This is a genomic window from Nostoc sp. ChiQUE01b (assembly GCF_034531255.1).
Taxonomy (GTDB): Bacteria; Cyanobacteriota; Cyanobacteriia; order Cyanobacteriales; family Nostocaceae; genus Nostoc.
In genome coordinates, this window is sequence record NZ_JAVRBM010000006.1 from 131525 (window position 1) to 156212 (window position 24688).

Sequence of the window (24688 nt, forward strand, 5' to 3'; positions counted from 1 at the left end):
GGAGGGGGAGGAAGTTTGTCTGTCAACGCAAGGAACTCTATCCAACTCATTGGAACTTCGCCGTCAGATAATCCCAGTGGCTTGTTTACGATAACACAAGGCGCTGGAAATGCCGGAGAATTAAGGATTGAAACTGGGCAATTGATTGTTCAGAATGGAGCAAGAATTTCAGCTTCCACTTCTGGTGAGTCTACTGGAAATGGGGGAAGCATCATAGTTAAGGCTGAAGAATTAAATGTCTTAAGAGGTGACATAACTGTGAGCAGTCAAGGCACAAAAAAGGCAGGTGATTTGGAAATCACTGCTCGTTCTATCAAATTGGATAATCAAGGTAGGCTCATTGGGCAAGCTAACTCCGGTGATGGTGGCAATATTACGCTGAACTTGCAAGACTTATTGCTACTGCGCCCCAAGAGTGAAATTTCTACTTCAGCAGGCACTAAAGGGGCTGGTGGAAACGGAGGTTATATCACCATCAATGTCCCTCATGGCTTCATCGTCGCTAAACCAAATGAAAACAGCGACATCACCGCCAATGCCTACAATGGTAAAGGGGGAACAGTCACAATCAAGGCTACTAAAATTTTTGGAATTGCGTCACTAACTAGCGAAGACCTTAAAAGGTTGCGCCCTACTGATTTAGACCCGCTTAAACTTCAGACAAATGATATTACGGCAATTTCTCAAATAAGACCTAATTTAAGCGGCATTGTAGAAATTAACACGCTTGATGTTGACCCCTATCGAGGATTATTAATTAACTTACCAGCCGTACCAGTTGATACTCAAGTGTCGCAAGTCTGTCAAGGGCGCACAGCACAAAATAAAAGCAGTTTTACAATCACTGGACGTGGCGGTTTACCCCGCAATCCCTATGACCTTCTTTCTCCTAATGCAGTTTTGGCAGATTGGGTAACTCTCGATCCAAGGGGTGAAAACCCCGTTAGTACAGATGTTTCTACTCAGGCAACTAACCCGACACCAGCGCCGATTGTGGAAGCGCAAGGGTGGGTGAGAAATGCAAAAGGAGAGATTGTACTAACGGCTTATGCGCCTACAACCACGCTTCATAGTTCGTGGCAGAAACCAGCTAATTGCCGTAGCGATTTTTAGATCGCCTGTCAGAGATATTATCTACTATGTTGAGCTAACGTGCGGAATGTCGGTTTTAACTTCATCTTGGGAGCAAGGGGAGCAGGGGGAGAAGAATTAATAGCCAGTTCCCAGTGACAAATGACAAAGCGCAAAGTCAAGCCAGTCGCAAGGGAAAAGGTTTCCCGACTTGGGCGTTAGCGTTCGCGCAGCGTCTCGTAGAGAAGCGGTAGCGACGCAGGAGCGTCACTGGCGTTGAGCGGAGGTTTCCGACGCTCGCGGACTCGCTCTAAGCGTTCGCGTAGCGTCTCGAAGAGAAGCCATGCCGTTGGCGAAGCCTCTCGTTCGCGTTAGCGTCTCTGAAAGAGAAGAGAAGGCTTTACGCTGCGCTATCTGTTGGCGCAGCCCGCCGCAGGCATCTGAACTTTGTAAGAGAGGACAAATGACAAATGACAAATTTACATACACTCAGAAATCGAGAACAACAGACAGCCTGGATCTTACTAACACCCTCATTGCTGCTGTTGTTGTTTGTATTTGCCTACCCGATTTTACGAGCATTTTGGTTAAGCGTATTTACTAGAAATTTGGGAACAGAGCTACAACCTGTATTCTCTGGTTTGGAGAATTATCTGCGGATGGCGGGTGATGGTCGTTTTTGGCAGAGTTTGTGGGCGACAACCGTATTCACAACTGCATCAGTAATCTCAGAACTACTGCTAGGACTGGGGATTGCCTTAGTTCTCAATCAGGCGTTTTTTGGGCGGGGCATAGTGCGTACAACTGCAATTATCCCTTGGGCTTTGCCTACTGCTTTGATTGGTCTGGCGTGGTCTTGGATTTTTAACGACCAGTTTGGGGTTGTGAACGATATTTTGCTGCGGTTGGGGCTGATTAAGACTGGGATTAATTGGTTAGGAGATCCAACGCTGGCGATGATAGCAGTGGTTTTTGCTGATGTTTGGAAAACTACGCCGTTTATCAGTATTCTGTTGCTAGCTGGGTTGCAGTCGATATCACAAGACCTCTATGAAGCTTACTCGGTCGATGGGGCAACTGCTTGGCAAAGCTTCCGCAATATTACCCTGCCATTGCTGCTGCCACAAATCTTAATTGCAGTGCTATTTCGGTTTGCTCAAGCTTTCGGGATTTTTGACTTGGTTGCTGTGATGACTGGGGGTGGTCCTGGTGGCGCTACGGAAGTGGTGTCATTGTATATTTATTCTACGGTGATGCGCTACTTAGATTTTGGTTATGGAGCAGCCCTGGTAGTGGTGACATTTTTAATATTGATTGCGGCGGTGGCGATCGCTAGTTTCTTGCTTAACAAATACCGTGCCAAAACATCAGGAACCATTTAAGCCATGAGTCTAACTCCACAAGCAGTTCCAACGACTCCAAGACGAACAGGGGGAACCAAGTTTTCTCTGAAAAAAATCTTGCTACCCATCATAGTTGTATTAATAGTGCTATTTAGCCTAGCGCCAGCTCTATGGCAATTGCTGACCTCGTTTAAAGTGAATGAGGATATTGCTGCCGTTCCGACTGTCTATTTCCCCACACGATTCACTTTCAATCACTACATTGAGTTATTCACCCGTCGTCCATTTTGGCGCTACATCTTCAACAGTGCCTTTGTGTCGATTACTTCTACAGCTGTAGCTTTAGCGATCGGCGCACCTGCGGCTTATGCTCTGGCACGGTTACGCCCTTGGGGTGAAAAAGTTATCCTCGGCAGCATTCTGATTGTTACCTTATTTCCTGGAATTCTGTTGTTCTTAGGACTGTTAGAAATTATCCAAGCGCTGAAATTGGGCAATAATTATCTGGCGCTGATCATACCATATACTGCGATCAATTTACCGTTAACAATTTTGGTGCTGAGAAGCTTTTTTGAACAATTGCCAAAGGATTTGGAAGATTCTGCTAGGGTCGATGGCTACAATACCTTTCAACTACTATGGCAAATCGTGCTACCCATGACCCTTCCCGCCTTAGTGACTACTGGAATCCTCACCTTTATTTTTGCTTGGAACGAGTTTATTTTCGCTCTGACGTTTATGACCCGTGAAGAGTTGAAGACAATTCCCGTTGCTGCGGCTCAGTTGGGTGGTGCGACAATATATGAAATTCCCTATGGCCCGATCGCTGCTGCTACTGTCATCGGGACATTACCCCTGATTTTACTAGTTTTGTTTTTCCAGCGCCGGATTGTCCAAGGTCTTACCGCTGGTGCCGTCAAAGGATAAGCGGATAGGAGAACAAGGAGGACAAGGGGACAAAGAAGAATAACTAATGACTAATGACCAATGACCAATGACAAATGACAAATGAAAAATGGCTAAACTCGAACTTAAAAACTTGAATAAAACCTACAATCCTAAAGTCGTCCCTGTCAAAGACGTTAGCTTAACTGTAGATAACCATGAGTTTCTCACTTTACTTGGCCCTTCTGGCTGTGGCAAATCCACCGTCCTACGCATGATTGCGGGTCTTGAGGAACCGACTCGCGGTCAGATCGAGATCGGGGATGTAGATGTCACCTATAAACGAGCAGCCGATCGCAATATTGCAATGGTATTTCAAAGCTATGCACTCTATCCGCACATGACGGTGTACGAAAACCTCGCTTCTGGACTGAAGCTGAAAAAAGTACCACCTACAGAAATTAAACAGCGAGTGGCAGAAGTGGCAGAAGTTTTAGGATTAGCAGAGTTAATGAACCGCAAGCCTGGTCAAATGTCTGGAGGTCAACGGCAACGCGTGGCTGTCGGTCGTGCTTTGGTGCGTCATGCCGATGTCTACCTGCTGGATGAACCTTTAAGTAACCTGGATGCACTGCTGCGAGAACGAGTCCGAGCCGATATCAAGCAAATTTTTGCAGCCCAAAAAGTGCCAGTTGTCTACGTTACCCACGACCAAACCGAAGCGATGACGCTCTCCACGAAAGTTGCATTGCTCAACGATGGCTATGTCCAGCAACTTGACCCGCCTGACCGTATCTATAACCATCCAGCTAATCTATTTGTGGCTGGATTTGTTGGTAGTCCACAAATGAATTTGCTGACTTTACCTTGTAAGGGACAATATGCGATCGTGGGTAACTTTCAAGTGCTTCTCCCAGATATACCAACTGTACCACCGCAGATTGTTCTGGGAATTCGCCCAGAAGATGTCCGCATTGCTCAACCAGGTGATACCCAGACTATTCAAGGGCGAGTATTTTTAGTCGAAAACTTGGGTATGCACTATTTGGTAAGTGTCAAGATTGAGGGTTCACAAACCGAAGCGATTACGGTACGTGCTTTGTTGCCAACAGATCAAAATTGGAGTGACGAGGATATTACATTAGCATTGCCCCCTGAAGATATTCACTGGTTTGATGTGCAATCTGGCCATGCTCTTGTTAAAAGACAAATGTTAGATGTCAGGAGCTAAGGCAAGAGACACGATGAATCGCCGTCTCTACAATAATCACTGTCTGTTCGCTTATTTCGATCTGACTTTTTAAATTACTGACGACAGAATTGGTGTTTCAGCCTTTCCCAGAATAGCGTCGGCGCAGCACGTCATAGACATCGCCACTTAGTAGTTCATTATAACTATAAATTTCAAATAAAAAGGGAAATGAAAAATTGTCTACGAAAGTTGAAACTATTATCAGATATAGGTTTTATTAAATTCGAGTGAATGTAAAACTGAGGTTTACCATTTTGAATGCCAACTTTTAAGCCATAATCAACTGTCTTACCAAAATGAAGTTGAAAGGGAAGGTGACGGGCAGAACACAAACAAAAAGATAGGAAAGGTGGGAAAAGCAGGATAATTAATTACTATCAAGAAAGAATAAAATCCTGATATTAATATACTTATGGTAAATATCATACATCAAGACAAATTCATGGCTAATATTAAAATCACAGATTTACAAACTCCAACATTAATAGAGGAACTGGACTATGAGAATTTAGTTGCAGTGGTGGGAGGTCTATCAAAAGGGCTAGAAGCTTTACTAAAAGCAGCAGAAACAAAATTAGAAGACGAAATCAACAAACTTGCTGGAGGATAAAATATTTAGTTCTTCAGTATCTGTTATGCCAAATTATTAATTAAAGCTAATGGCGGTGCGATTAAAGAAAAAATCAAAGAAGCCTTAGCTTTATTAGCTTAAAAATAACCTGTTACCAGTGTTTATTAAACCCGTTACCAAGTTTAGCATTACTTAGTAACGGGTTTATTTTCATAAAGAGCGATCATAGGGAACTCATGAATTGATCCTCTTGTCCTCCCCAAGGTTGATTTGCGCTACCCTAAGTCAGGAAGCCAAGGATAAATCAGATGAGAAAATGGATTTGGCTGATGCTGTTGGTGCTGATGACAGTTGCCGTGTTGGGTAGCAGAGGTAGCACGTTTTTTGAACAACGTCCCTCACCGACAATTGTTGAGCGGATTCCAGTGAAAACACCCGAACCACAGCCAGAGTCAAGGGAAGTTTACATTGCCCCGCAAGTGTCTACTGACAAGCTATTAACCCATATCCAAAAGTTGAATTTTCAGCGCTACACCACAAAAGAGCGATCGCTTAGTCGCACTTATATTACAACGGAACTGAAAAAAGTCGGCTGGAAACCTAAATTAGAAAAGTTCTCCGATGGTGTGAATATTTTTGCCGAACGCCCAGGAACTAACAAAGCCGCTAAAGCAATTCTTGTAGCAGCGCATTACGATACTGTTGCCTCTTCCCCTGGTGCCGATGATAATGCCAGTGGTGTAGCCGTAGTGCTGGAAATAGCCCGGTTACTTGGTTCCCATTCCACACCACGGACGTTACAGCTAGCTTTTTTTGACCAAGAGGAAGCAGGACTTTTGGGTAGTCAGGCTTTTGTAAGCAAGACAGCACGTTTGCAAAACTTGGGCGGAGCGATCGTTATGGATATGGTAGGTTACGCTTGTTACACTACTGGCTGTCAGAAATACCCTACCGGATTACCTGTTACGTCACCTAGCGACAAGGGCGACTTTTTGGCAGTAATCGGTGATACAGAGCATTTATCTTTACTGAATGCCTTTCAAAACTCACAGAACATCCCCTCAATCGCGCTGAATCAACAAAAATCAAATCTGCCAGCAGTCCTAACACTACCAATTCCTTTTAAAGGTTTACTGACACCAGACACCCTACGCAGCGACCATGCACCGTTTTGGTATCAGGGCGTGGGCGCTGTGCTGGTGACAGATACCGCAAATTTACGCACTCCGCATTATCATAAACCTAGCGATGTACCAGCGACTATCGAGCGATCCTTCTTCACAGGAGCAGCACAAATTGTAGTTAATGCTACTAGTGCCTTGTTAGAAAAAGACCAGGTTTTGGAAACTCAACCACCAACCTAACTTATGAATTATGAATTATCTTGACCAAAGGAAATTGCGAATTATTAATTGTTAATTGGCTAATTACGGGGTACAAGCCCCCACCAAATGCAACGATATTGGTGGTCAACAAGAAAGTGGCGGGTTTCAAGCCCCCACTAATTGTCTTAATTGCGAATTGCGAATTGCGAATTGCGAATTGGAGTTGACTGGCTTTTGGTTCAGGGAAAGTCAACGTCCAATTATTTTTATCATTGACCTGAGAATATAAACCTTGGAGAATGAGCCGGAGAGTTTTTCGAGTTCTAATAGGCTTCTTTACCAGATAAGTTCCTGGTTGAGCAAAGATATCATCAAAGTTTTGTTTATAACCAAATTGTTTTGAACAGTAACTACCAGCACCTTGGACTGTTAACACAAAAAATGGAGCTTGTTTGTATTCATCAGGAATCATAAAGATTCCATATACATGGTGACGACCACGCCACGGCTGAACAATAACTTTACTAGCATGTACTTGGAATTTTGTAGTTTTTGATGCGATAAAAGCCTCAAAATTGCAATCAGAATCATTCACAGGCCACCACAGTGTAATAATACTTAGGGAGAGCAGCAAAATTAAAATATATGGGAGTCTGCGACGCATAAAGCCAAGAAAAATTGTTGATGCGGCTGGTAGAATTTGATGAGTAATGATAGTGCAGCTACAGCAGTCAGACTATTCACCTGCAACACCTCTGCAAAACGTTTTAAAGGGCAAAGACAAAACATTAAGCAGTCGGTTTAATTTTCCTGTTAAAAAAAATTGCAGATTGTAGATGCGTAGTTTACCGCCGCAGGCATCGCTTCCCCTGTTCTTAGTAGCTCCGTTACAGTCTTAAACCTAGCTGAGAAACAATCAAGCTTTTGTGGCTGTTAACACTGATTTATGCTCAAATTTTTAGCTGTGATGAATTCTACAATTCGTTACTTTTGTTATGCTTGTAATGTGGCTCTGTTTTCATCAGCAGATGCTTTGAGGAGATTGCAGCCACACCGATAGCGTAGTGTTAGCGACGCAGGAGCGTCATAGCTCGTCGTAGACATCGCTATCAAGTTAAGAAAAAATTTACTTTTATTTCTAAGCAACTAATAGGGTAGTCAAATACACAAATATCCGTTATATTCCCGTAAGTAACAATTGGTATAAAAGTTTATGGGAAAAAGTTGGAGAAGTCTTAAGACAGTTGCGGGTTTCTTTAGCGCGATCGCACTTACACAGTTTGGGGCAAATACTTCGGCCATTGCTGCTGACACGGTTGTTGTGCGTTTGGGTTTATTTACAGAATCCATCTCCCTTGCTGAGTTGCAAAAGTCTGTAAAAACAGGGAGATTGCCTGGGAGTTTAAACTCTTTATCTGAAGAACAACGCCGCTTCTTCTTAGGGGCGCTGGGTATGAATATACCGATGAATGTTGTCACACTTGATAGGTTAATTAATACCCAGATTGGTACAACTATTCTCAATGATTTCGCTACAGCCTTAGCCCGAAAGGACAAAGCTGGGGTACAAGCACTGAGAGCAGGATTAATATTAGGTTCTACTGCACCGCAAGGTCTTTCTATACTAAGTTTTATTGCTGCTTATCCCAGTAAACGCTTAGAAATTGATTTGCCAAAGGCTTGGGTTGTTGCAGGGAATTTAAATACAGCTTTTTGGCGTACCCAGCAATTCATGTTAGCGATTGCTCCCCAACTCGACCCGATAAAAGCACATCCGAGAACACCGCAGATTGCTTTTCCTTTTGACCCCAGCCAACCAGGAAACGCTCAAGTAAAAATACTCAACTTAAGCCTGAACGATCAAAAGCGCGATGCCTACGGCGGGCTACGCCAACGCAAAATCCCAGTTGATATTTACTGGTCAACTGCTGCAACTCCTGACAAACCCGTAATTGTCTTTTCTCACGGCTTCGGATCAGTCCGCACAGACTTGCGTTACCTAGCAGAACATTTAGCATCCCACGGTTATGTAGTAGCAGCTTTAGAACATCCCGGTAGTAATGCCGCAAATGTTAACCTAACATTACAAGGCAAAATCAGACTCATGAAGCCTCAGGAGTTTTTGTATCGCCCTCAAGATATTAGTTTTGTCCTGGACGAATTAGAAAAGCTCAACCAAACAGCTAATCATCCCCTACAAAGGAAACTTGCAACCACAAATGCGATGGTTGTTGGCTATTCTTTTGGTGGTGCTACAGCTTTAGCACTCGCTGGAGCCGAGTTACAACTAGAACATCTCAAACAACGTTGCAAAAAGAACCTGACTATCTTAAGTCTGGGAGAAAATATCCAGTGCATCGCTGAAGAACTACCAGAAAATAGTTATCAACTACGAGATCCCAGAATCAAACAAGCGATCGCTCTCAATCCGACAACTTCTCTGATTTTTGGCGAAACTGGGTTAACTAAGATACAAGTTCCTACCATAGTGTTAGCAGGTTCCGCCGATAAAACCACCCCAGCTTTAACTGAACAGATTGTGGGATTTGACAAAATCCCATCCCCAAAATCGCTAGTTGGTATAATTGGGGCTACTCATCTAAGTGTAAAAGACCCCAGCACTACATTAGATCAGATCGGACAACCAAATACACCAATTAGTGGCGGTGAAGTTGTCGGTGAACAAGCAGCAGATGTTCGCAAGTACGTTAAAGCTCTAACCTTGGCCTTTGCTGCACAGATGACTCCAGAAGCTAAAAACTATGCTATCTTCCTGACACCAGACTATGCCCAGTTTGCTTCAACTGCCGCATTTCCATTTCGTCTAATTACGCAGATTCCTCCTGATGCTATGGCAGTGGTGAAAGAATTTGTTGAGAAATAAAGGACTTCTAATTAAACAAATATAGGACTTACGTATCATACATATTGACTATACTAATTTTGGGCTTTTGAGCCATTTCTAATACCCAGAATCGGAAATATGCAACAAAGTCAAGGTTGCAATCAGCACCTGAAATATAAATTTGACTTATGCATATTATGGTTAATTAGTATAGTACATAAGTCCTAAAATATTTAATTTTGTGAGTAGCTTACTTAAGAATAGGGATATAGGGAACGGTAGAAGTCGCCGCTCATTCTTACTCTACTGATATTCGCTGCAAATACCTGACTTTGAGATCAACCAATCGAAAATACAGTACTTTTCATCTAAGTGAAGTAACTACCCCACCCGCCCTATTAGGCATCCTCTCCAATCTATTTGGAAGAGTGTACTTTATAAATTTGTAATCCGCTGTAAGTAATGTACAGCTTATAAAATTGACCTTATACCAAATTCTATATAATTTTTTATTTGCTAAAGGTATATTACCTTGATAGTAGCCGTAAAATTGCTGTTAAATCTACATCAAATTTTTACAGTAGAAATAACTACTTAGACATAAAATTTATAATGTATTCATAAAAATAACAAAAGCTTAAGAGTGTAAAAAACTAGGAACACATGCCGAATAATGATGATACATATGTATCCTATCAGAATCGTAAATTGTTTTGGAAAAAATATATCAATTAATTGTATATTGTGTTACAGAATGTAGCACAATATACATCTGTATTGTAAAACTAATTTGGGATTCAGAATTAAACAATTATTCCATTTCAGTCAAGCTTATGCAACTCTATACAACTCGTGAAATCGAACAACTGCAAGAACACGAAGACCTTTCTGCCTTAATTGAAATTATGCAGTGGGTAAAAAACTTTTTAGGAAGGTCTCATCCTGATTTAGGTAGACCGGGCGTAGTTTGCCCTTTTGTACCTTACTCTCTCAAATCAAACAGTATTCGTCTAGCAGTTATTCACACAAAAGATTTGTATCCAGAACAATTAGAAGAGGTTGTTGGACGCTACCGAGATATATTTCTGCAAATAGATATTGAAGAGCGAAAAATAGCAATTAATAAAGCTTTTTTACTTATATTTCCTGACATCCATATAGAAGATGCTCCTAAAGTAATAGATAGTGTCCAACAAAAACTTAAACCTTTGTTTGTTGAGTCAGGATTGATGATAGGAGAATTTCATAAACGGAATGAAAGTCCTGGTCTGCACAATCCAAATTTTCGCCCACTTCGTAGTCCTATCCCCTTATTAGCTATCCGGTTCATGGTTGAAGCTGACCTTCCCTTTCTTCAAAATCCTACCGATCCCCACTTACGTATTCGGTATTTGGAAGCTTACTTAAAGTATTTTGATCGTAAATTTACAGATGAAACAAAGTTTAAAACTGCTCGTCAAGCATTGGCTATAGCAAAAGAACAAATTAAACAAGAAAATTTGGTGAGTTCTTGTATATAACAAATGTTTGAATTCATGGCTAGTAATTGAGCATGGGGTATGGAGGATTAAAAGTCTTTCCAATTCACTGCACCTTGAAATAAGTGGGATAAAAATGACGAACTTACTGCTAGTTGCAATCGCTTAGTGCAGATAGGATCAAATCGTCGTCAGGATGTAAATTATCGTACTACATTAAAAGCGATCGCTAATTATCAATTAGTCAATATCAATATTTCAACAACTTCACTCTGGTTTGCAATACTTGCACACACATTTTTGTGAAGAGATTTAGGATTGCTATATTATTTATGATAGAAAAAATAAATAATTTGGTAAATAAAATGGCGAAAGAAATAGAGCGGAAATATTTAGTCAGAGGAGATAGCTGGAGAGGATTAGCTGAAGGTAGTGTATATCGTCAAGGATACATTGCTACACAAGACAAAGCGACTGTACGTATACGTATAGTAGGCGAAAAAAGTTATTTGACCATTAAAGGCCCCAATATTAAATATTCCAGATTAGAGTTTGAGTATTCTATTCCTGTTAAAGATGCTCAAGAAATACTTGAGACATTATGTGAACGTCCCTTTATAGAAAAAATCAGATATAAAATAGAGTCGGCTGGTTTGATTTGGGAAATAGATGAGTTTGATGGTGTTAATAAAGGACTGATATTAGCAGAAGTTGAACTCAGTGATGAAAATCAGCAAATTGAATTACCAAGCTGGATTGGACAAGAAGTTTCTGATGACTCCAGATATTTCAACAGCAATTTAGTAAAATACCCTTTTTCACAATGGTAATAGCTGAAATATTAAGAACATCCCAATTTTGCGAAAATACCTAACTCACAGAATTTGCAACTACACAAACGTAGACCAAGCTTTTCTGCAGGATATGCCGCTTCTGTCACTCTCCGAAAACAAAGATTTTAACTGTTTCTTGACAACAGGATGCTTATTTCGTTGGGTAATTTATTCCTTGGAAGTCTCATTAGGAAATATCTTATCTACGGACGTGTAATTACTTAATCAATAAATCAAGAAAGTATAAAAAATCTAGTATATTTTCGCCTATCAATTCAGCATTAGCCTTAATAGGATGTAGCAGAATACATATCACTCACCAGATTAACAGGTGAGTTCTGAGCTAAATGACTATTAACAAACCTTTGCTAATCAAGCAACCGGAAGTTGGACAGCTCATCGGTGAACTCTGTGGCATAACTGGTCTTACCCAAGAACAGTTTGCAGCATCTTTAGGTATAACTTATTCGACGGTAAAACGTTGGGAAAAAGGACATGCCAAGCCTTCATCTCTAGCTATGCAAAAGATTGAGGGGATGTTAGAGCAGATGGGTGAGCTGAAGCAGAAAGTGTCGGTGAAATATTTGTCGAATTAGAAAGCAGCTGAGAGACAAATTAATTGAAGTTACTTTCTCCCAATTAACAGGTTATCGCTACGACATAACCACAAACAACTCAATTCTAATTTTACCGATGTTTGCAGATATGCATATTTTGCGGATTACTCAACCTTTGAGTTTGAGTTTACCGAGCTGATATTTTTTTCACTTTTGAAGGCGAATTTAGGTTAAAAACGCGCAAAAATCCCCAAAATTTTTTTTCTTAATTTTCTTAATTGAGCGCCAATATTTTTCAGTCAACTTTATCTTAACTATACAATGTTTGATTATTCTACCCCCGCTTTAGCTACATATCTTAATATTTATTCGCCAAGAGCAGCTTGCACTAATGGCAGCAAAGTTGCGGTCATCAATACTGAAGGTGTATGGGAAGTAGAAGGTAATGGGACGAAAAAACTAATTCCAAACTCTAATTACGATGCTCGTGACATTGTAGCAATTGACGGCAAAACTTATATCTTAGCTGTTCCAACAGGACTAGTAAAAATAAAAACTGACGGAACTAGGCAAAAAATAGTTAGCAATACAGCTAATCCAAAAACACGGGTAAAATTTTTGCAAAATTGGATTATTTACCAGTCTGCAAACACTCTATCAATTTATGACAAAAACCTCAACTTTAAAGCCAAACAGAGTTATGGCGTAACTGAGGTAATGGATTTTGAGTATAAAAACGGGTATCTCTACACTAGTGGCTACCAGCAACAAAAGAGGTTAGGTATTCCCGTCCAGATCGCTTTTCTTTACCGGATGGTTTTCGACGGAGCAAAAATATTTGCTTTGGCAAATTTAGCAGGAAATAACCAAGGCAAGCTTTGGGGCTACAATTCTGCCGATCTTGCTCACGATATGGCAGACACAAGACTTAACCGATTACATATTTTTGAAGACAAGCTTTATGTCCTGGGTTCAGTTTATGGGGGTAACTCAATCTACAGGTGGAATGGCAAAGACTTATTAACAAAGACTTTGATCACCACAGACAGCTATACTAATGCTGCACAAACCCGTGATGAAACAAAGGTATATATAGGAACTGTTAATCTAACTAATTTTACTGTCGAGCGTGGCCAGCTAAGTGTTCCAAGAAAACCTGTAACTGCGGGGATGGGAGATGGTAGTAGCAATTTCCCTAAAACTATTTACTCAGATGGCAGTAAAATTTTTCTGGGTTCCTCTGCTGCTTATGCGATCGCCAATAGAGATAATCAAACCTTCATGGGTAAACCCATCTCGGCTTACCGTGGAGATGCATCTCTTTTAGTTGTCTCCAAAAACCTAATGACTCGCCACGCTTGGGTAACACCGGGAAATGGTGAAGTCTTGCTATTTACTGATAAGTTTGCAGTAATCAAAACAGATAATAAAATAAATGACTTGGCTACAAATTTAGGAACTGCTCAAAAATTACCAACAAATACTTATTTCGTTAAGTTTTAATTGAGCGGGGACTGGGGACTGGTGACTGGGAACTGGGGAAGGTGGGGCCCCTGAAGGGGATAAGGGGTAATGGGGACTGGGGACTGGGAAGAAGGAATAAAGGTGTACTGAGTTTTTTTCACGCAATCAAATATGAGTCCTATATTTATAATATGCATAGCAGGCTTATTAAGCTAAAAGTTTTGCCCTGTCTCATCTAACTCTTATTCGACGCCGGATTTATTATTTTAACCATTGAGGACAAGTATAGTTCTTGTCCTTTACTTTTTTGAGAAAGTTTTCGCTACAGACTGCATTTTATTAAAGAGTAATATCAATAAATTTTAATAGCCTCTTGTTTTTTACCACAATCTATGTAAATCTCATAACTATATACTACGGTAAGTCGGTCGATTTAACGCAGTTTTTAGAAAATTAGGTGGGTTAGCCAATAAACTCAAAATTTAGTGCCAAGTAAACTTTTGAGGAGATGTAATCGTGAGTGTATATAAATCTGAGTCAGGCAATAGTTCGACTTCGCAACTGAATTTAGAGACTGATGTTCTAGTCATAGGTGGTGGCCCATCAGCAACTTGGGCAGTTTGGAATGCTGCTGCTCAAGGGGTAAGAGAGGCAGAGGGGAAGGTGGGGTCCCCTCTGGGGATAAGGGGCAGGGGGCAGGCAAGCCCTTCTCAAGAGCGCAAAGCTTGATCGGAGCATTTTGAGTAGACAAATTGATGATGATGCTCATGCGATCGCCTTTTTTCAACAGATTATTGCCTTCACAGGACGCGATCGCATCGACAATATCCGTAATGAAAAGTTACTTAACGATGCACAAGTTAGAGATTTTCTTAACATTTAACACTTCTGGGCGAATAGTATCTGTATTTTAAAGATAACGAAAGAATGAAGATGACAATTTTGTTACTTCGTCTTTCCTAAATTAGGAGTTACTAAACTTAAAATTGAACATTCGTGGAGGTCAAATCATGTTTTCTGGAAAAATTGAAAAAGAATTATTTGGTGAAGAAATTTGGTCAATTTGGCAAACAACTAAATTACCAGATCATCTACAGTTATTAGCGGATCAAGAACTAGGAAAACGCGATATCTGGGAATTGCAGTCTCAAAAGCCTGAAGATCAGCCTATTTATCCAAATCTCTATGATGACTCTAGTAATTCAACAAATATTTAACAAAAGAGGTAGTTCTTACGTAGGGCAAGAGACCGGAGAAATAGTGCTCTACGCAAGAACTATTATGATACCTACGGCGCTAAATTAGGCGCTGAGAGTAAGGATTTAAGTCTCCCACCAAATTTTGAATTTACTGGGAGACTATAAAGTGGTGGGTCTAAATTCCCCACTAATCGCATTCTGAATTTTGACTTTTGACTTCCCCAAAGGGGCTGACTTCTCTATTTAATTAATGCAAAATCGAATTCATGCTGCAAATCCCTCCCCAATTTCTTTTACCTAGCAAGAGAAGGAATCAAGATTAATGGCACATCTATTTGAACCATTCAAGATTCGTGAAGTTGTTTTTCGCAACCGTATCGCCGTTTCACCGATGTGTCAATATTCCAGTACAAATGGATATGCTAATGATTGGCACGTTATTCATCTAGCTTCTCGCGCAGTTGGCGGTGCAGGTATAGTGTTCACAGAAGCAGCAGCTGTGGAACCGCGTGGACGGATTAGCCCGCAAGATTTGGGAATTTGGTCAGATTCACACATAGAAACTTTAGCCAAGACTGTGGCATTAATTCATAACTTTGGCGCTGTTGCAGGTATTCAACTTGCTCATGCAGGTAGAAAGGCCAGCACTGCTAAACCGAGTAAAGGAGGGAAAGTGCTGGATGAATCTCAGGAAGGTTGGCGTCCCTTGGTTTCGAGTAGTGCGATCGCTTTTAGCCAAGATAGCCCAGTTCCAGAAGCCCTTAGCCTTGAGGGAATTCAAGAAATTATTGACGCCTTTGCTCAAGCTGCCAAACGTTCTCTACAAGCTGGTTTCAAGGTAGTGGAAATCCATGCTGCTCACGGTTATCTACTGCACCAATTTCTCTCGCCTCTTTCTAACCACCGTCAAGATGATTATGGTGGTAGCTTTGAAAATCGGACTCGTCTGCTCAGAGAACTAGTTCAAGCAGTCCGAGAGGTTTGGCCTAAGACACATCCACTTTGGGTACGCATCTGTGCCACCGATTGGGTAGACAATGGCTGGGACATTGAGCAAAGTATTGCTTTAAGCGACAAACTCAAGTCTTTAGGAGTGGATCTCATCGACAATTCATCAGGCGGTATCATACCAGGCGTTAATGTCCCAATTAAACCTGGTTATCAGACTCAGTTTGCCGAACGCATTCGCCGCGAAGCTAATATTTATACAGGAGCCGTGGGCTTAATTACATCTTCTGAACAAGCTGACGAGATTATTCGTACAGAAGTAGCTGATATAGTGCTGTTAGGACGTGAACTGCTCCGCAATCCTTACTGGCCACATCTGGCAGCCAAACAACTTGGACACGATAAACTCTGGCCTGTTCAATACGACCGAGCTTGGTTGTAGGCTTTCTTCGTTCCCATGCTCTGTAGATTGGTGACAACTTAAACCAATTCGCAATTCGCAATTCGCTTTTTCCGTGTTGTAACGGGGATAAAGACAAGCAGCCCAACACTTGCGGCTTGATATAGCAATAGCCAAGGTGGTTAGGACATAACAGATGATAAAACTTAGACACAAAAAGGCTTTTCACCCAGTCCCCAGTCCCTAGTTCCCAGTCCCTTGCTATAGAAGCCGGGGATTTAAACCCCTAGACTTTGTTAAATACTAAAAATCTCGATCACTTCAGGCAACTTAACCGTTTTTATACGCAGATGAATATACTCTTTGCGTATTTTTTATGAAAAAAGATTCATCTTAATGTATATTTCTGCATTCTTTTGGGAATCATAAATCGAGGAAGCATTATAGACCACAACGTATTACTTCCTGAAATATCACGTAACTTTTAAAGGATAATTAATGTCTAAACGCAAATTGCCCAAAGGCCGTAGTGTTAGTTCAGTTGCTCTAGAACCAGAAGTTGCGATCGCAATCCTTGGGTTGTTTTCCGCAGCTGCTGATGGTGAAGGTATTTCTTCCACAGAAGAATATGCTTTGAGTGAATTTCTCGGTCGGGTTGACTTATTTGAAGATTACTCTGAAGAAGACTTTGAAGAATTGACCGAAAAAGTCGTCAGCTTGATTGAAGAAGAAGAACCAGAAGATTTAATCGCCCAGTCTATCGAATCCTTACCCGATAGAGGTTATCGTGAAGCTGCATACATCACAGCTATCTTAGTAGTAGGGATTGACGAAGAAGTACCTGAAAGTGAACAAGATTATATCTCTGAACTTCAAGAAGCCTTAAATATTTCAGACGAACGCGCACAAGAACTTATAGACGCAGTATTTGGAGAAGAAGAAGAGGAAGAAGAGGAGTAATCTTTTTTGACTTGCAACCTCAGTCATCTACCACTTTAATTTGGGGTTGCTAAATTTGGAATTATGAAATAATTTTGTTTGAGTTAAGTTGTTCAGATTCCCGACTTCATGAAGAAGTTGGGAATCTTGCATTTTATCAAGATTAATTCGATAAAGTATTAATAGTTAGAAACTATATCAAGTTCGGGTGATTACTTGTATAGCGTTTCCCAGTCTAATGAAGTACAATGATATTCATAATTGGTTTACCCATTGTTGCTACTGTACCTCACTAGACTGAAAAATGCTATATGTTTTCTAAATAGTAAAGTAAGCAGGAGTATTATGGTTGCAACTGCGATCAAAAAAATCTCAATGGCTGTTGCCAGCTCTGCAATTGTTGCCTTAGTCGCAGGAGGAGTGTCACAGGCCGCAATTATTGTTCCTAATGAAGTAGAAGCTACAGAGGGTAATAGCAACAACAGTTGGCCATTCATCGGAAATTTTCGGGGTCGGTATCAGCAAGTTTTTGGCGCTTCAGAATTTGCATCCCTATCTGAACCTCAACTAATTAGCCAAATTGCCTTTCGTCCTGATAGCGATTTCGGCAGTAGCAATGCTTTCTCATCGACAGTTTCTAGTATCCTAATTAACCTTTCTACGACAAAGAGCGCACCTGATAACTTGAGCAAAACCTTTGCAGATAATGTCGGGGTAGACAACATTACAGTGTTCAGTGGAGCTTTATCACTCTCCAGTGCCGATGAAGGTCCGGTATTTGGCCCGAAAAAGTTTGATATTGTTATCAATTTACAAAATCCATTTTTATACGATCCAACTAAAGGTAACTTATTACTTGATGTGAAAAATTTTGTTGGATCTGATATGATATTTTCGTCTATTCAGTTTGATGCCCAAGAAAATATCAGTATTAGTAATGGAGATTCCGATTCCGTATCGCGTCAATGGAGTTCTGATCCTAACTTTGCTAATGCTGATGGGCTAGACACAATAGGTTTAGTAACAAAATTTACATTTGAATCTGAGGTGGTCTCTGTCCCCGAACCTTCGGCAGCATTGGGTACACTGGCAATTAGTGTTTGGGGGGCGGCAGCATTACTAAAACGCAAACATCATAAGAAAACAACAATCAATTTGTAATAGCTTGAATTCTAAGGTGCTTTGGTTGATACAACCTGCAAATGTTGTAGGTTGTATCAACCAACACAATCATAGGCAAAGAAACAGCATACATTGAAGTCACAAGTAATAAGCTATTCCACATAATAAATTTCTTAGGCGATTACGTCGAGGCTACTCAAAAAAGGGAAAAAAGAAACTTAGTTCCCTCCCCTTTACAAGGGGAGCCACTGCGTTGGGCGGCTCTGCCCGACTTGTACTCCTCCGGGGAAGCAAGCTACGCGCAGCGTCTCCTCTTCTCCCAAAGGGAGAGGCTAGCGCCAAGGGAGAAGCAAGTGGCGTGAGGGTTACGGAAGGGTAAAACCCTAGTTAATCAGCTATTTTAGACTTGTGTGTACACCGTAGCCAATACATCAAGGAGGGTTAGGGAGGGGTATTTTTGTACTTCATTAACTTGCAATCTGCTGTGAAGGTAAAATATCCTTGAGCGATCGCCATTCAACTTTCACATCACGTTATCATCGGATCTTGGGGAATTTCCGTGCATAACTCGATAGCATCTATGACCGCCTCTCACTCCGAAACTCCATCTACCAAGCCCGATGCAAGTACTTTTATTTCTCACCATCAACAGGTGGATCGCAGTAAGCTAAGTCAAATGTACTTGCATTATGTCGAGACAAAGGATAAATATCCTCACGCGGTATTGCTGTATCGGGTAGGAGATTTCTTTGAATGCTATTTCCAAGATGCTGTAAAACTAGCGCAAGAATTGGAATTAGTTCTCACTAGTAAGCAAGCTGGGGAACAGGGACGGGTGGCGATGTCTGGTGTTCCGCATCACGCTTGGGAACGCTATGCAACGATGCTAGTAGAAAAAGGCTACGCAGTAGTAATTTGTGACCAAGTAGAAGATGCTTCTGAAGCTGCTGGGAGATTGGTGCGGCGGGAGGTAACGCGCATCCTGACTCCTGGAACTTTGCTAGAAGAAGGAATGCTTAAATCAAGTCGTAATAATTACTTAGCAGCAGTAGTAATTGCTGCAAATCACTGGGGTTTAGCTTATGCAGACATCTCTACAGGTGAATTTCTTACCACTCAAGGTAGTGATTTAGAACATTTGACACAAGAATTAATGCGCTTGCAACCTTCAGAGGTGTTAGTTCCGACAAATGCGCCTGATTTAGGTAGTTTGCTGCGTCCGGGAGAAACTTCACCACATCTACCGGAGTGTTTGCCACCATCATTTTGTTATAGTTTGCGATCGCAACTTCCCTTTTCTCAAGGAGAAGCTAGACCTAGATTATTGCAGAAATTTAAGGTGCGATCGCTTGAAGGACTCGGTTGCGATCATCTTCCCCTCGCTGTTCGTGCAGCCGGTGGTCTTCTGGAATACCTGGAAGATACTCAAAAAGAAAACCCTGTCACCCTTCAAAGACTCCGCAGCTATACTGTCACTGACTATCTAATTGTTGACAATCAAACCCGCCGTAACCTAGAAATTACCCAAACCGTCCGGGATGGCACTTTTCACGGTTCTCTACTTTGGGCGTTAGATAAAACTAGTACAGCAATGGGTGGGCGGGCTTTGCGGCGGTGGTTGTTGCAACCCCTACTCGATATTAAAGGCATTCGGGCACGGCAAGATACCATCCAAGAATTGATGGAAAATACGCCCCTGCGTCAAGATTTACGACAGTTATTAAGGCAAATTTATGATTTGGAACGCCTCACAGGAAGGGCGGGTTCTGGTACAGCTAATGCTAGAGATTTAGTGGCTTTGGCAGATTCCCTCTCACGCTTACCGGAATTATCCAACTTAGTCCTTGAGACGCGTTCTCCTTTCCTGAAAGCTTTGCAGAAAGTCCCAAGTGTGTTGGAAGAATTGGCACAAAAGTTACACGTACATCTTGTAGAATCACCACCCATCCAAATCAAGGAAGGTGGATTAATTCGTCCCAGTGTAAATCCCCTATTGGATGAAAGGAAGGCGACTGTAGAAGCAGACCAGCAGTGGATTGCCAATTTGGAAGTTGATGAGAGGGCCAAGACAGGAATTTCAACACTGAAGGTAGGATTTAACAAAACCTTTGGTTATTACATCAGTATTTCTCGCACCAAAGCTGACCAAGTACCCGCTAATTATATCCGCAAGCAAACCCTGACCAATGAGGAACGTTATATCACTCCAGATTTGAAAGAACGAGAAGCTAGAATTCTCACAGCGCGAGATGATTTAAATCAGTTGGAATATGAGATTTTTACGGCGTTGCGGGAAGAGGTAGCACAAGAGGCGGAAGTAATTCGCAATTTATCTCGTGCTGTAGCGGCGGCGGATGTGTTGTGTGGTTTGGCTGAGTTGTCCGTACATCAAGGTTACTGTCGTCCCGAAATGTTGCCAGGAAGAGAGATAAACATTGTTGATGGTCGTCATCCGGTAGTGGAACAGTCTTTACCTGCGGGGTTCTTTGTGCCGAATTCAACGCAATTGGGTCAAGAGTCATTAGCAGATGACCAAGGACAAATGACAAATGACAAAGGACAAATGACAAATGACAATCCCGATTTAATTATTCTCACTGGGCCAAACGCCAGTGGCAAAAGTTGTTATTTGCGTCAGGTGGGATTGATTCAGTTAATGGCGCAGATTGGTAGTTTTGTACCCGCGAGGTTTGCTAGATTGGGAATATGCGATCGCATTTTCACCCGTGTCGGTGCAGTAGATGATTTAGCAACTGGTCAATCTACGTTTATGGTGGAGATGAATGAAACCGCAAATATTCTCAACCATGCCACATCTAGGTCGTTGGTATTATTAGATGAAATTGGCCGCGGGACAGCAACATTTGATGGTCTTTCCATCGCTTGGGCGGTGGCAGAATATATAGCAGTGGATATTCGGTCGCGCACAATTTTTGCCACGCATTACCACGAGTTAAATGAACTGGCTAGCATTATACCGAATGTGGCTAACTATCAAGTGACAGTGAAAGAATTACCCGACCAAATTATCTTTTTGCACCAAGTCCAACCAGGAGGTGCTGATAAGTCTTATGGAATTGAAGCGGGAAGACTGGCGGGTTTACCAGCCGTAGTTATTCAACGGGCAAAACAAGTCATGGGGCAAATTGAAAAACACAGTAAGATTGCGATGGGGCTGCAAAATCTCGATGGGTAAGCAAGTTTGTAGTGAGTTAGCGCTAGCTTCTCCCAAAGGGAGAGGCTAGCGCCAAGGAAGTTTCCCCCATGAGCGACTAACTTTTCCGTTGGTTAAGGACTTTAGTCCTTATTTTCTCAGCACTAAAGTCCTTGCTACAAACCGAGGTGTTATCGCTCTTCCATCACTCTCACCAGAGCATAAAACAATAATCCTTAGCACTCTTTAGTAGAGTGTTTTCACTTTTTAACTAGTATTTTTTCGGAATTGCCTTTTTTACATTTGTAGATTTGTGTAAGAATTACGTACATAAATATCAATCTAAAAAATGCACATTAGCATCACGGATGAGTTGAAGAAGCGGTTCCATGCCACCTGTGTCATGCGGGGCAAGAAAATGAGCCAAGTAGTAATTGAGCTAATCGAGCAATGGCTCGAAAGCAACGAGGTTCCCCAAGTTGGTGAGATAAAGAGGTAAGAGGCTAGTACCAAATCGGATGTTCTTACTACTGGTAAAACCATTTAAATGAGAATCTTATCAACTTACATAACTGGGGTTTAGTAAATGGTGCAAACAATCTTAATTTTGGCAGCAAATCCTCAAGGCACAAAACCGTTGCGTTTGGATGAGGAAGTGCGTGAAATTGATGCTGGATTGCAGCGAGCCAAACAGCGCGAGCAGTTTGTCTTAGAACAGAAGTGGGCAGTGCGACCAAGGGATATCCAACGGGCAATGCTGGATAACAATCCTTCTATTGTTCATTTTTCTGGGCATGGAACAGGAGATGAGGGTTTAGTATTTGAAGATGAAATAGGTTCGGCAAAGCTGGTCGATGGAGAAGCTTTAGCGGGACTGTTTGAACTGTTTGCAGAGCAAGTTGAGTGTGTTGTTCTGAATGGCTGTTATTCGGAAGTGCAAGCAGACGCGATCGCACAACAAATTAATTATGTGATTGGCATGAAAAAGGCGATCGGAGATAGAGCAGCAATTGAATTTGCTGTGGGTTTTTACGATGCTCTAGGATCTGGGCGACCTGTTGAGTTTGCCTACAAATTTGGTTGTGCTGCAATTCGTTTGGCAGGTGTTCCAGAGCAACTAACCCCGATTCTCAAGAAGAAGCCAAATATTGAAAAAACAGTTTCTATTGAAGAACAGCCTCCAATCACGAACGAACCTGCACCTGAAGAACTAAACGACTATGACAGAGAAATACTTACAAACCTCTTAATACGTAGTGGACGTGCAGAATATTCGGCACGAAAAGCACTTTGTATAAGAATTGGAATTGAACCAAATCAACTTGGATTTTTAAGGCAATCCGCTGATGCTGACTTTGCTTTAGAGTTAATTAGCCATTTACATAATGTAGATGACAAACGCGCTCTTTGTAAAATCTGCTCCGAATTAGATGTTTTCTTTAGAAGAAGTAAGTACTCGGCTGATTTGGAAAATATTAAATCAAAACTAATTTGTAAGTAATGTGAGAACTTAAAAATATGAATACTCAATTTGGTTTAGACGAATTTGATGTTGAAGCATTAGTAAACTTAATGCTCCGCAGCCAACAATCAAGAACACGAGAAGCACTATGTCTAAGAATTGGAATAGACCCCAAAAGACTTGGGTTCATAAAAGATTCAGCAGATGCTGACTTTGTTGTAGAGTTAATTACTTATTTAAATGAAATAGGCAATAAAGAAGCTATTTGTAAACTTTGTTGTCTGGAACTAATTCCGATTTTTTCTAAATCCGAAAAATATGCACCTATCCTAACTGAGATTGCCGCAAAACTCCATTGCGATCTGGTGTTAACTCGGAATAACCCTAAGAATAAACAGACGACTCCAACTTCTCTAGATCCAAGTTTCCCCAATCAACCAGATGATTCAAAACCTGAATCATTGTTTACAAAAATCGGTACTGTTAACAAAAAACTACTTGCAAGTGGTGCAATTATTATAATTGTGTTAGCAGGATATCCAACTTATGAATATCTGAAACAGCCACCTCAATTAGTCGAATATCAGACGCTAAGAGAGAAAGCCACACTTGCTTGGTCTGAGACTAATAAGGGAGAAATAGGAGAGTATCGAGAAGGAGTGATACCAGTTAAATCTACACATGTCAACCTTCGTAATTTTATTGTTGAAGCTCAGTTTCATAACCCATATGACGGTGCGATGGATAATTGGACTTATGGTTTCGCATTTCAAGAAAATACAAGTGATAAGCTTAACGATACCCAACGTAAATCATTCGATGTATGGGTTGCTTCAAAGGAAAAAGAATGGCGTTTCGGTGGAACTAGTAGATCTTCAAACGGCAAATTATCAAATCTTAATGTTTCCGATGGCAGTTCAAACAAATTAAGTTTAGTTGTAAAGGAGAAAAAAGCTATTTTTTTTGTAAATGATATGTACATTCAAACTTTTGATCTTTCAGAGTTCACGAATAAAGGAGATGTTTTTTTAATAGCAAAAGACGGTAGAAGTGGTAAATCAGTCCAATATACAAGCTTAAAAGTCTGGTCTCTAGATAACTAATAAGCTAAGTGAAAGCTAGAATGAAACTGAAGATATAATTCTTGCAAAATAATGATTTCAGCCTATTTTATTGGAATTCAAAGTCAGAAAACCAGTAGTGTTAACTCCATCTCAAATTGAGGTGAACTTATCTGTAGGAGCCAGCAATAAGAAACACTTCGACCTGCAAATAGGATCGTTGTAAACAAAATGTAAACACATATAGTAGCCACAACCTCGCAAGTAGCTTGCAAAAGAATGGCTATCTAAAACTCTTATATATCAAGCTTTTTAGCAGATAATCAAATCTTGTTGCTTAGTTTTTTCTTACTTGTATTCAATTCTATAATTAAAGCTCCCATCAATATCAAGTAAGCATTGACTTAAGCCTATACATAATGTGTTTGTTAGGGCAGAGTATGTACTGTTCTCTGTGGTAAGGCTGGAGAATAATTGCTAAAACTCAGACAGGATAAGCTTTTGCAGACCATCTTGCCGGAAATTACAGGTATCTAATACTGTTGGCGAAGCTTTTTGCGCTTTCCTATCCGTCGAACTCACGTAATGTTAGAAAATAAAGCTCCAAACCCGGTTCCTATCTTTTGTTTAAAAGTTGGCTGAAATTTTTCTCTGACCAGAGTGATGAAAAAGCGTTATATCATGTCCGGCTAATTAGTTATAATTCCCTTTCTCTCTCTATGCAGAAAGCCCAAAAAACCATCCCCTCTGCCCCTCTGCGGTCTTAATGATAAGTTTTT

The 24688-nt window shown here is 41.1% G+C and carries 20 protein-coding genes and 1 pseudogene; 20 read left to right on the forward strand and 1 reads right to left on the reverse strand.

Annotated features, from left to right (window positions below):
• The 6 genes and pseudogenes from RMY63_RS06395 to RMY63_RS06420 all read left to right on the forward strand — a co-directional run.
• Positions 1–1113, forward strand: a pseudogene (locus tag RMY63_RS06395) (S-layer family protein); the annotation flags it as partial.
• Between the two features lie 428 nt (positions 1114–1541).
• Positions 1542–2453, forward strand: a complete 912-nt coding sequence (locus RMY63_RS06400; protein ID WP_322727901.1) for a sugar ABC transporter permease — start codon at positions 1542–1544, stop codon at positions 2451–2453.
• A 3-nt stretch (positions 2454–2456) separates the two neighbouring features.
• Positions 2457–3341 (forward strand): carbohydrate ABC transporter permease, encoded by an 885-nt coding sequence (locus tag RMY63_RS06405; protein WP_322727902.1) that lies wholly within the window; start codon positions 2457–2459, stop codon positions 3339–3341.
• Between the two features lie 88 nt (positions 3342–3429).
• Positions 3430–4530, forward strand: a complete 1101-nt coding sequence (locus tag RMY63_RS06410; protein WP_322727903.1) for an ABC transporter ATP-binding protein — start codon at positions 3430–3432, stop codon at positions 4528–4530.
• A gap of 463 nt (positions 4531–4993) precedes the next feature.
• Entirely contained in the window at positions 4994–5161 is a 168-nt protein-coding gene (locus RMY63_RS06415; RefSeq protein WP_322727904.1) for a hypothetical protein, read from the forward strand.
• A 269-nt stretch (positions 5162–5430) separates the two neighbouring features.
• Complete coding sequence (locus RMY63_RS06420; protein WP_322727905.1) at positions 5431–6486, forward strand: M28 family peptidase; 1056 nt, start codon at positions 5431–5433, stop codon at positions 6484–6486.
• Position 6487: 1 nt separating this feature from the next.
• On the opposite strand, the gene RMY63_RS06425 is transcribed toward RMY63_RS06420, so the two are convergent.
• Positions 6488–7111 (reverse strand): hypothetical protein, encoded by a 624-nt coding sequence (locus RMY63_RS06425; protein WP_322727906.1) that lies wholly within the window; start codon positions 7109–7111, stop codon positions 6488–6490.
• Positions 7112–7660: 549 nt separating this feature from the next.
• Between RMY63_RS06425 and RMY63_RS06430 the strand changes: the two genes are divergently transcribed.
• From RMY63_RS06430 to RMY63_RS06495, 14 genes are all read left to right on the forward strand, one after another.
• Positions 7661–9331 carry an alpha/beta hydrolase gene (locus RMY63_RS06430; protein WP_322727907.1) on the forward strand — a complete coding sequence of 557 codons (1671 nt, stop codon included), beginning with the start codon at positions 7661–7663 and terminating at the stop codon, positions 9329–9331.
• A 794-nt stretch (positions 9332–10125) separates the two neighbouring features.
• Positions 10126–10812, forward strand: a complete 687-nt coding sequence (locus RMY63_RS06435) for a DUF6875 domain-containing protein (protein WP_322727908.1) — start codon at positions 10126–10128, stop codon at positions 10810–10812.
• A gap of 323 nt (positions 10813–11135) precedes the next feature.
• Positions 11136–11600: a CYTH domain-containing protein gene (locus tag RMY63_RS06440; protein WP_322727961.1), complete on the forward strand. Its 465-nt coding sequence runs from the start codon at positions 11136–11138 to the stop codon at positions 11598–11600.
• 350 nt (positions 11601–11950) lie between these two features.
• Positions 11951–12199 (forward strand): helix-turn-helix transcriptional regulator, encoded by a 249-nt coding sequence (locus RMY63_RS06445; RefSeq protein WP_322727909.1) that lies wholly within the window; start codon positions 11951–11953, stop codon positions 12197–12199.
• A 282-nt stretch (positions 12200–12481) separates the two neighbouring features.
• Positions 12482–13663, forward strand: coding sequence for a hypothetical protein (locus tag RMY63_RS06450; RefSeq protein WP_322727910.1), 1182 nt, complete (start codon positions 12482–12484; stop codon positions 13661–13663).
• Between the two features lie 700 nt (positions 13664–14363).
• Complete coding sequence (locus RMY63_RS06455; protein WP_322727911.1) at positions 14364–14507, forward strand: hypothetical protein; 144 nt, start codon at positions 14364–14366, stop codon at positions 14505–14507.
• Positions 14508–14634: 127 nt separating this feature from the next.
• Positions 14635–14841, forward strand: coding sequence for a hypothetical protein (locus RMY63_RS06460; protein ID WP_322727912.1), 207 nt, complete (start codon positions 14635–14637; stop codon positions 14839–14841).
• Between the two features lie 304 nt (positions 14842–15145).
• A complete protein-coding gene (namA, locus tag RMY63_RS06465; protein ID WP_322727913.1) occupies positions 15146–16213 on the forward strand; it encodes an NADPH dehydrogenase NamA in 1068 nt (355 codons plus the stop codon).
• A 456-nt stretch (positions 16214–16669) separates the two neighbouring features.
• Positions 16670–17131 (forward strand): tellurite resistance TerB family protein, encoded by a 462-nt coding sequence (locus RMY63_RS06470; protein WP_322727914.1) that lies wholly within the window; start codon positions 16670–16672, stop codon positions 17129–17131.
• 324 nt (positions 17132–17455) lie between these two features.
• Positions 17456–18271: a hypothetical protein gene (locus RMY63_RS06475; protein WP_322727915.1), complete on the forward strand. Its 816-nt coding sequence runs from the start codon at positions 17456–17458 to the stop codon at positions 18269–18271.
• A gap of 541 nt (positions 18272–18812) precedes the next feature.
• Positions 18813–21428 carry a DNA mismatch repair protein MutS gene (mutS, locus tag RMY63_RS06480; protein WP_322727916.1) on the forward strand — a complete coding sequence of 872 codons (2616 nt, stop codon included), beginning with the start codon at positions 18813–18815 and terminating at the stop codon, positions 21426–21428.
• 307 nt (positions 21429–21735) lie between these two features.
• Positions 21736–21885, forward strand: a complete 150-nt coding sequence (locus RMY63_RS06485) for a plasmid partition protein ParG (protein WP_322727917.1) — start codon at positions 21736–21738, stop codon at positions 21883–21885.
• 87 nt (positions 21886–21972) lie between these two features.
• Positions 21973–22887, forward strand: a complete 915-nt coding sequence (locus tag RMY63_RS06490) for a CHAT domain-containing protein (RefSeq protein ID WP_322727918.1) — start codon at positions 21973–21975, stop codon at positions 22885–22887.
• A 17-nt stretch (positions 22888–22904) separates the two neighbouring features.
• Positions 22905–23951 (forward strand): hypothetical protein, encoded by a 1047-nt coding sequence (locus RMY63_RS06495; protein WP_322727919.1) that lies wholly within the window; start codon positions 22905–22907, stop codon positions 23949–23951.
• Positions 23952–24688 lie beyond the last annotated feature (737 nt).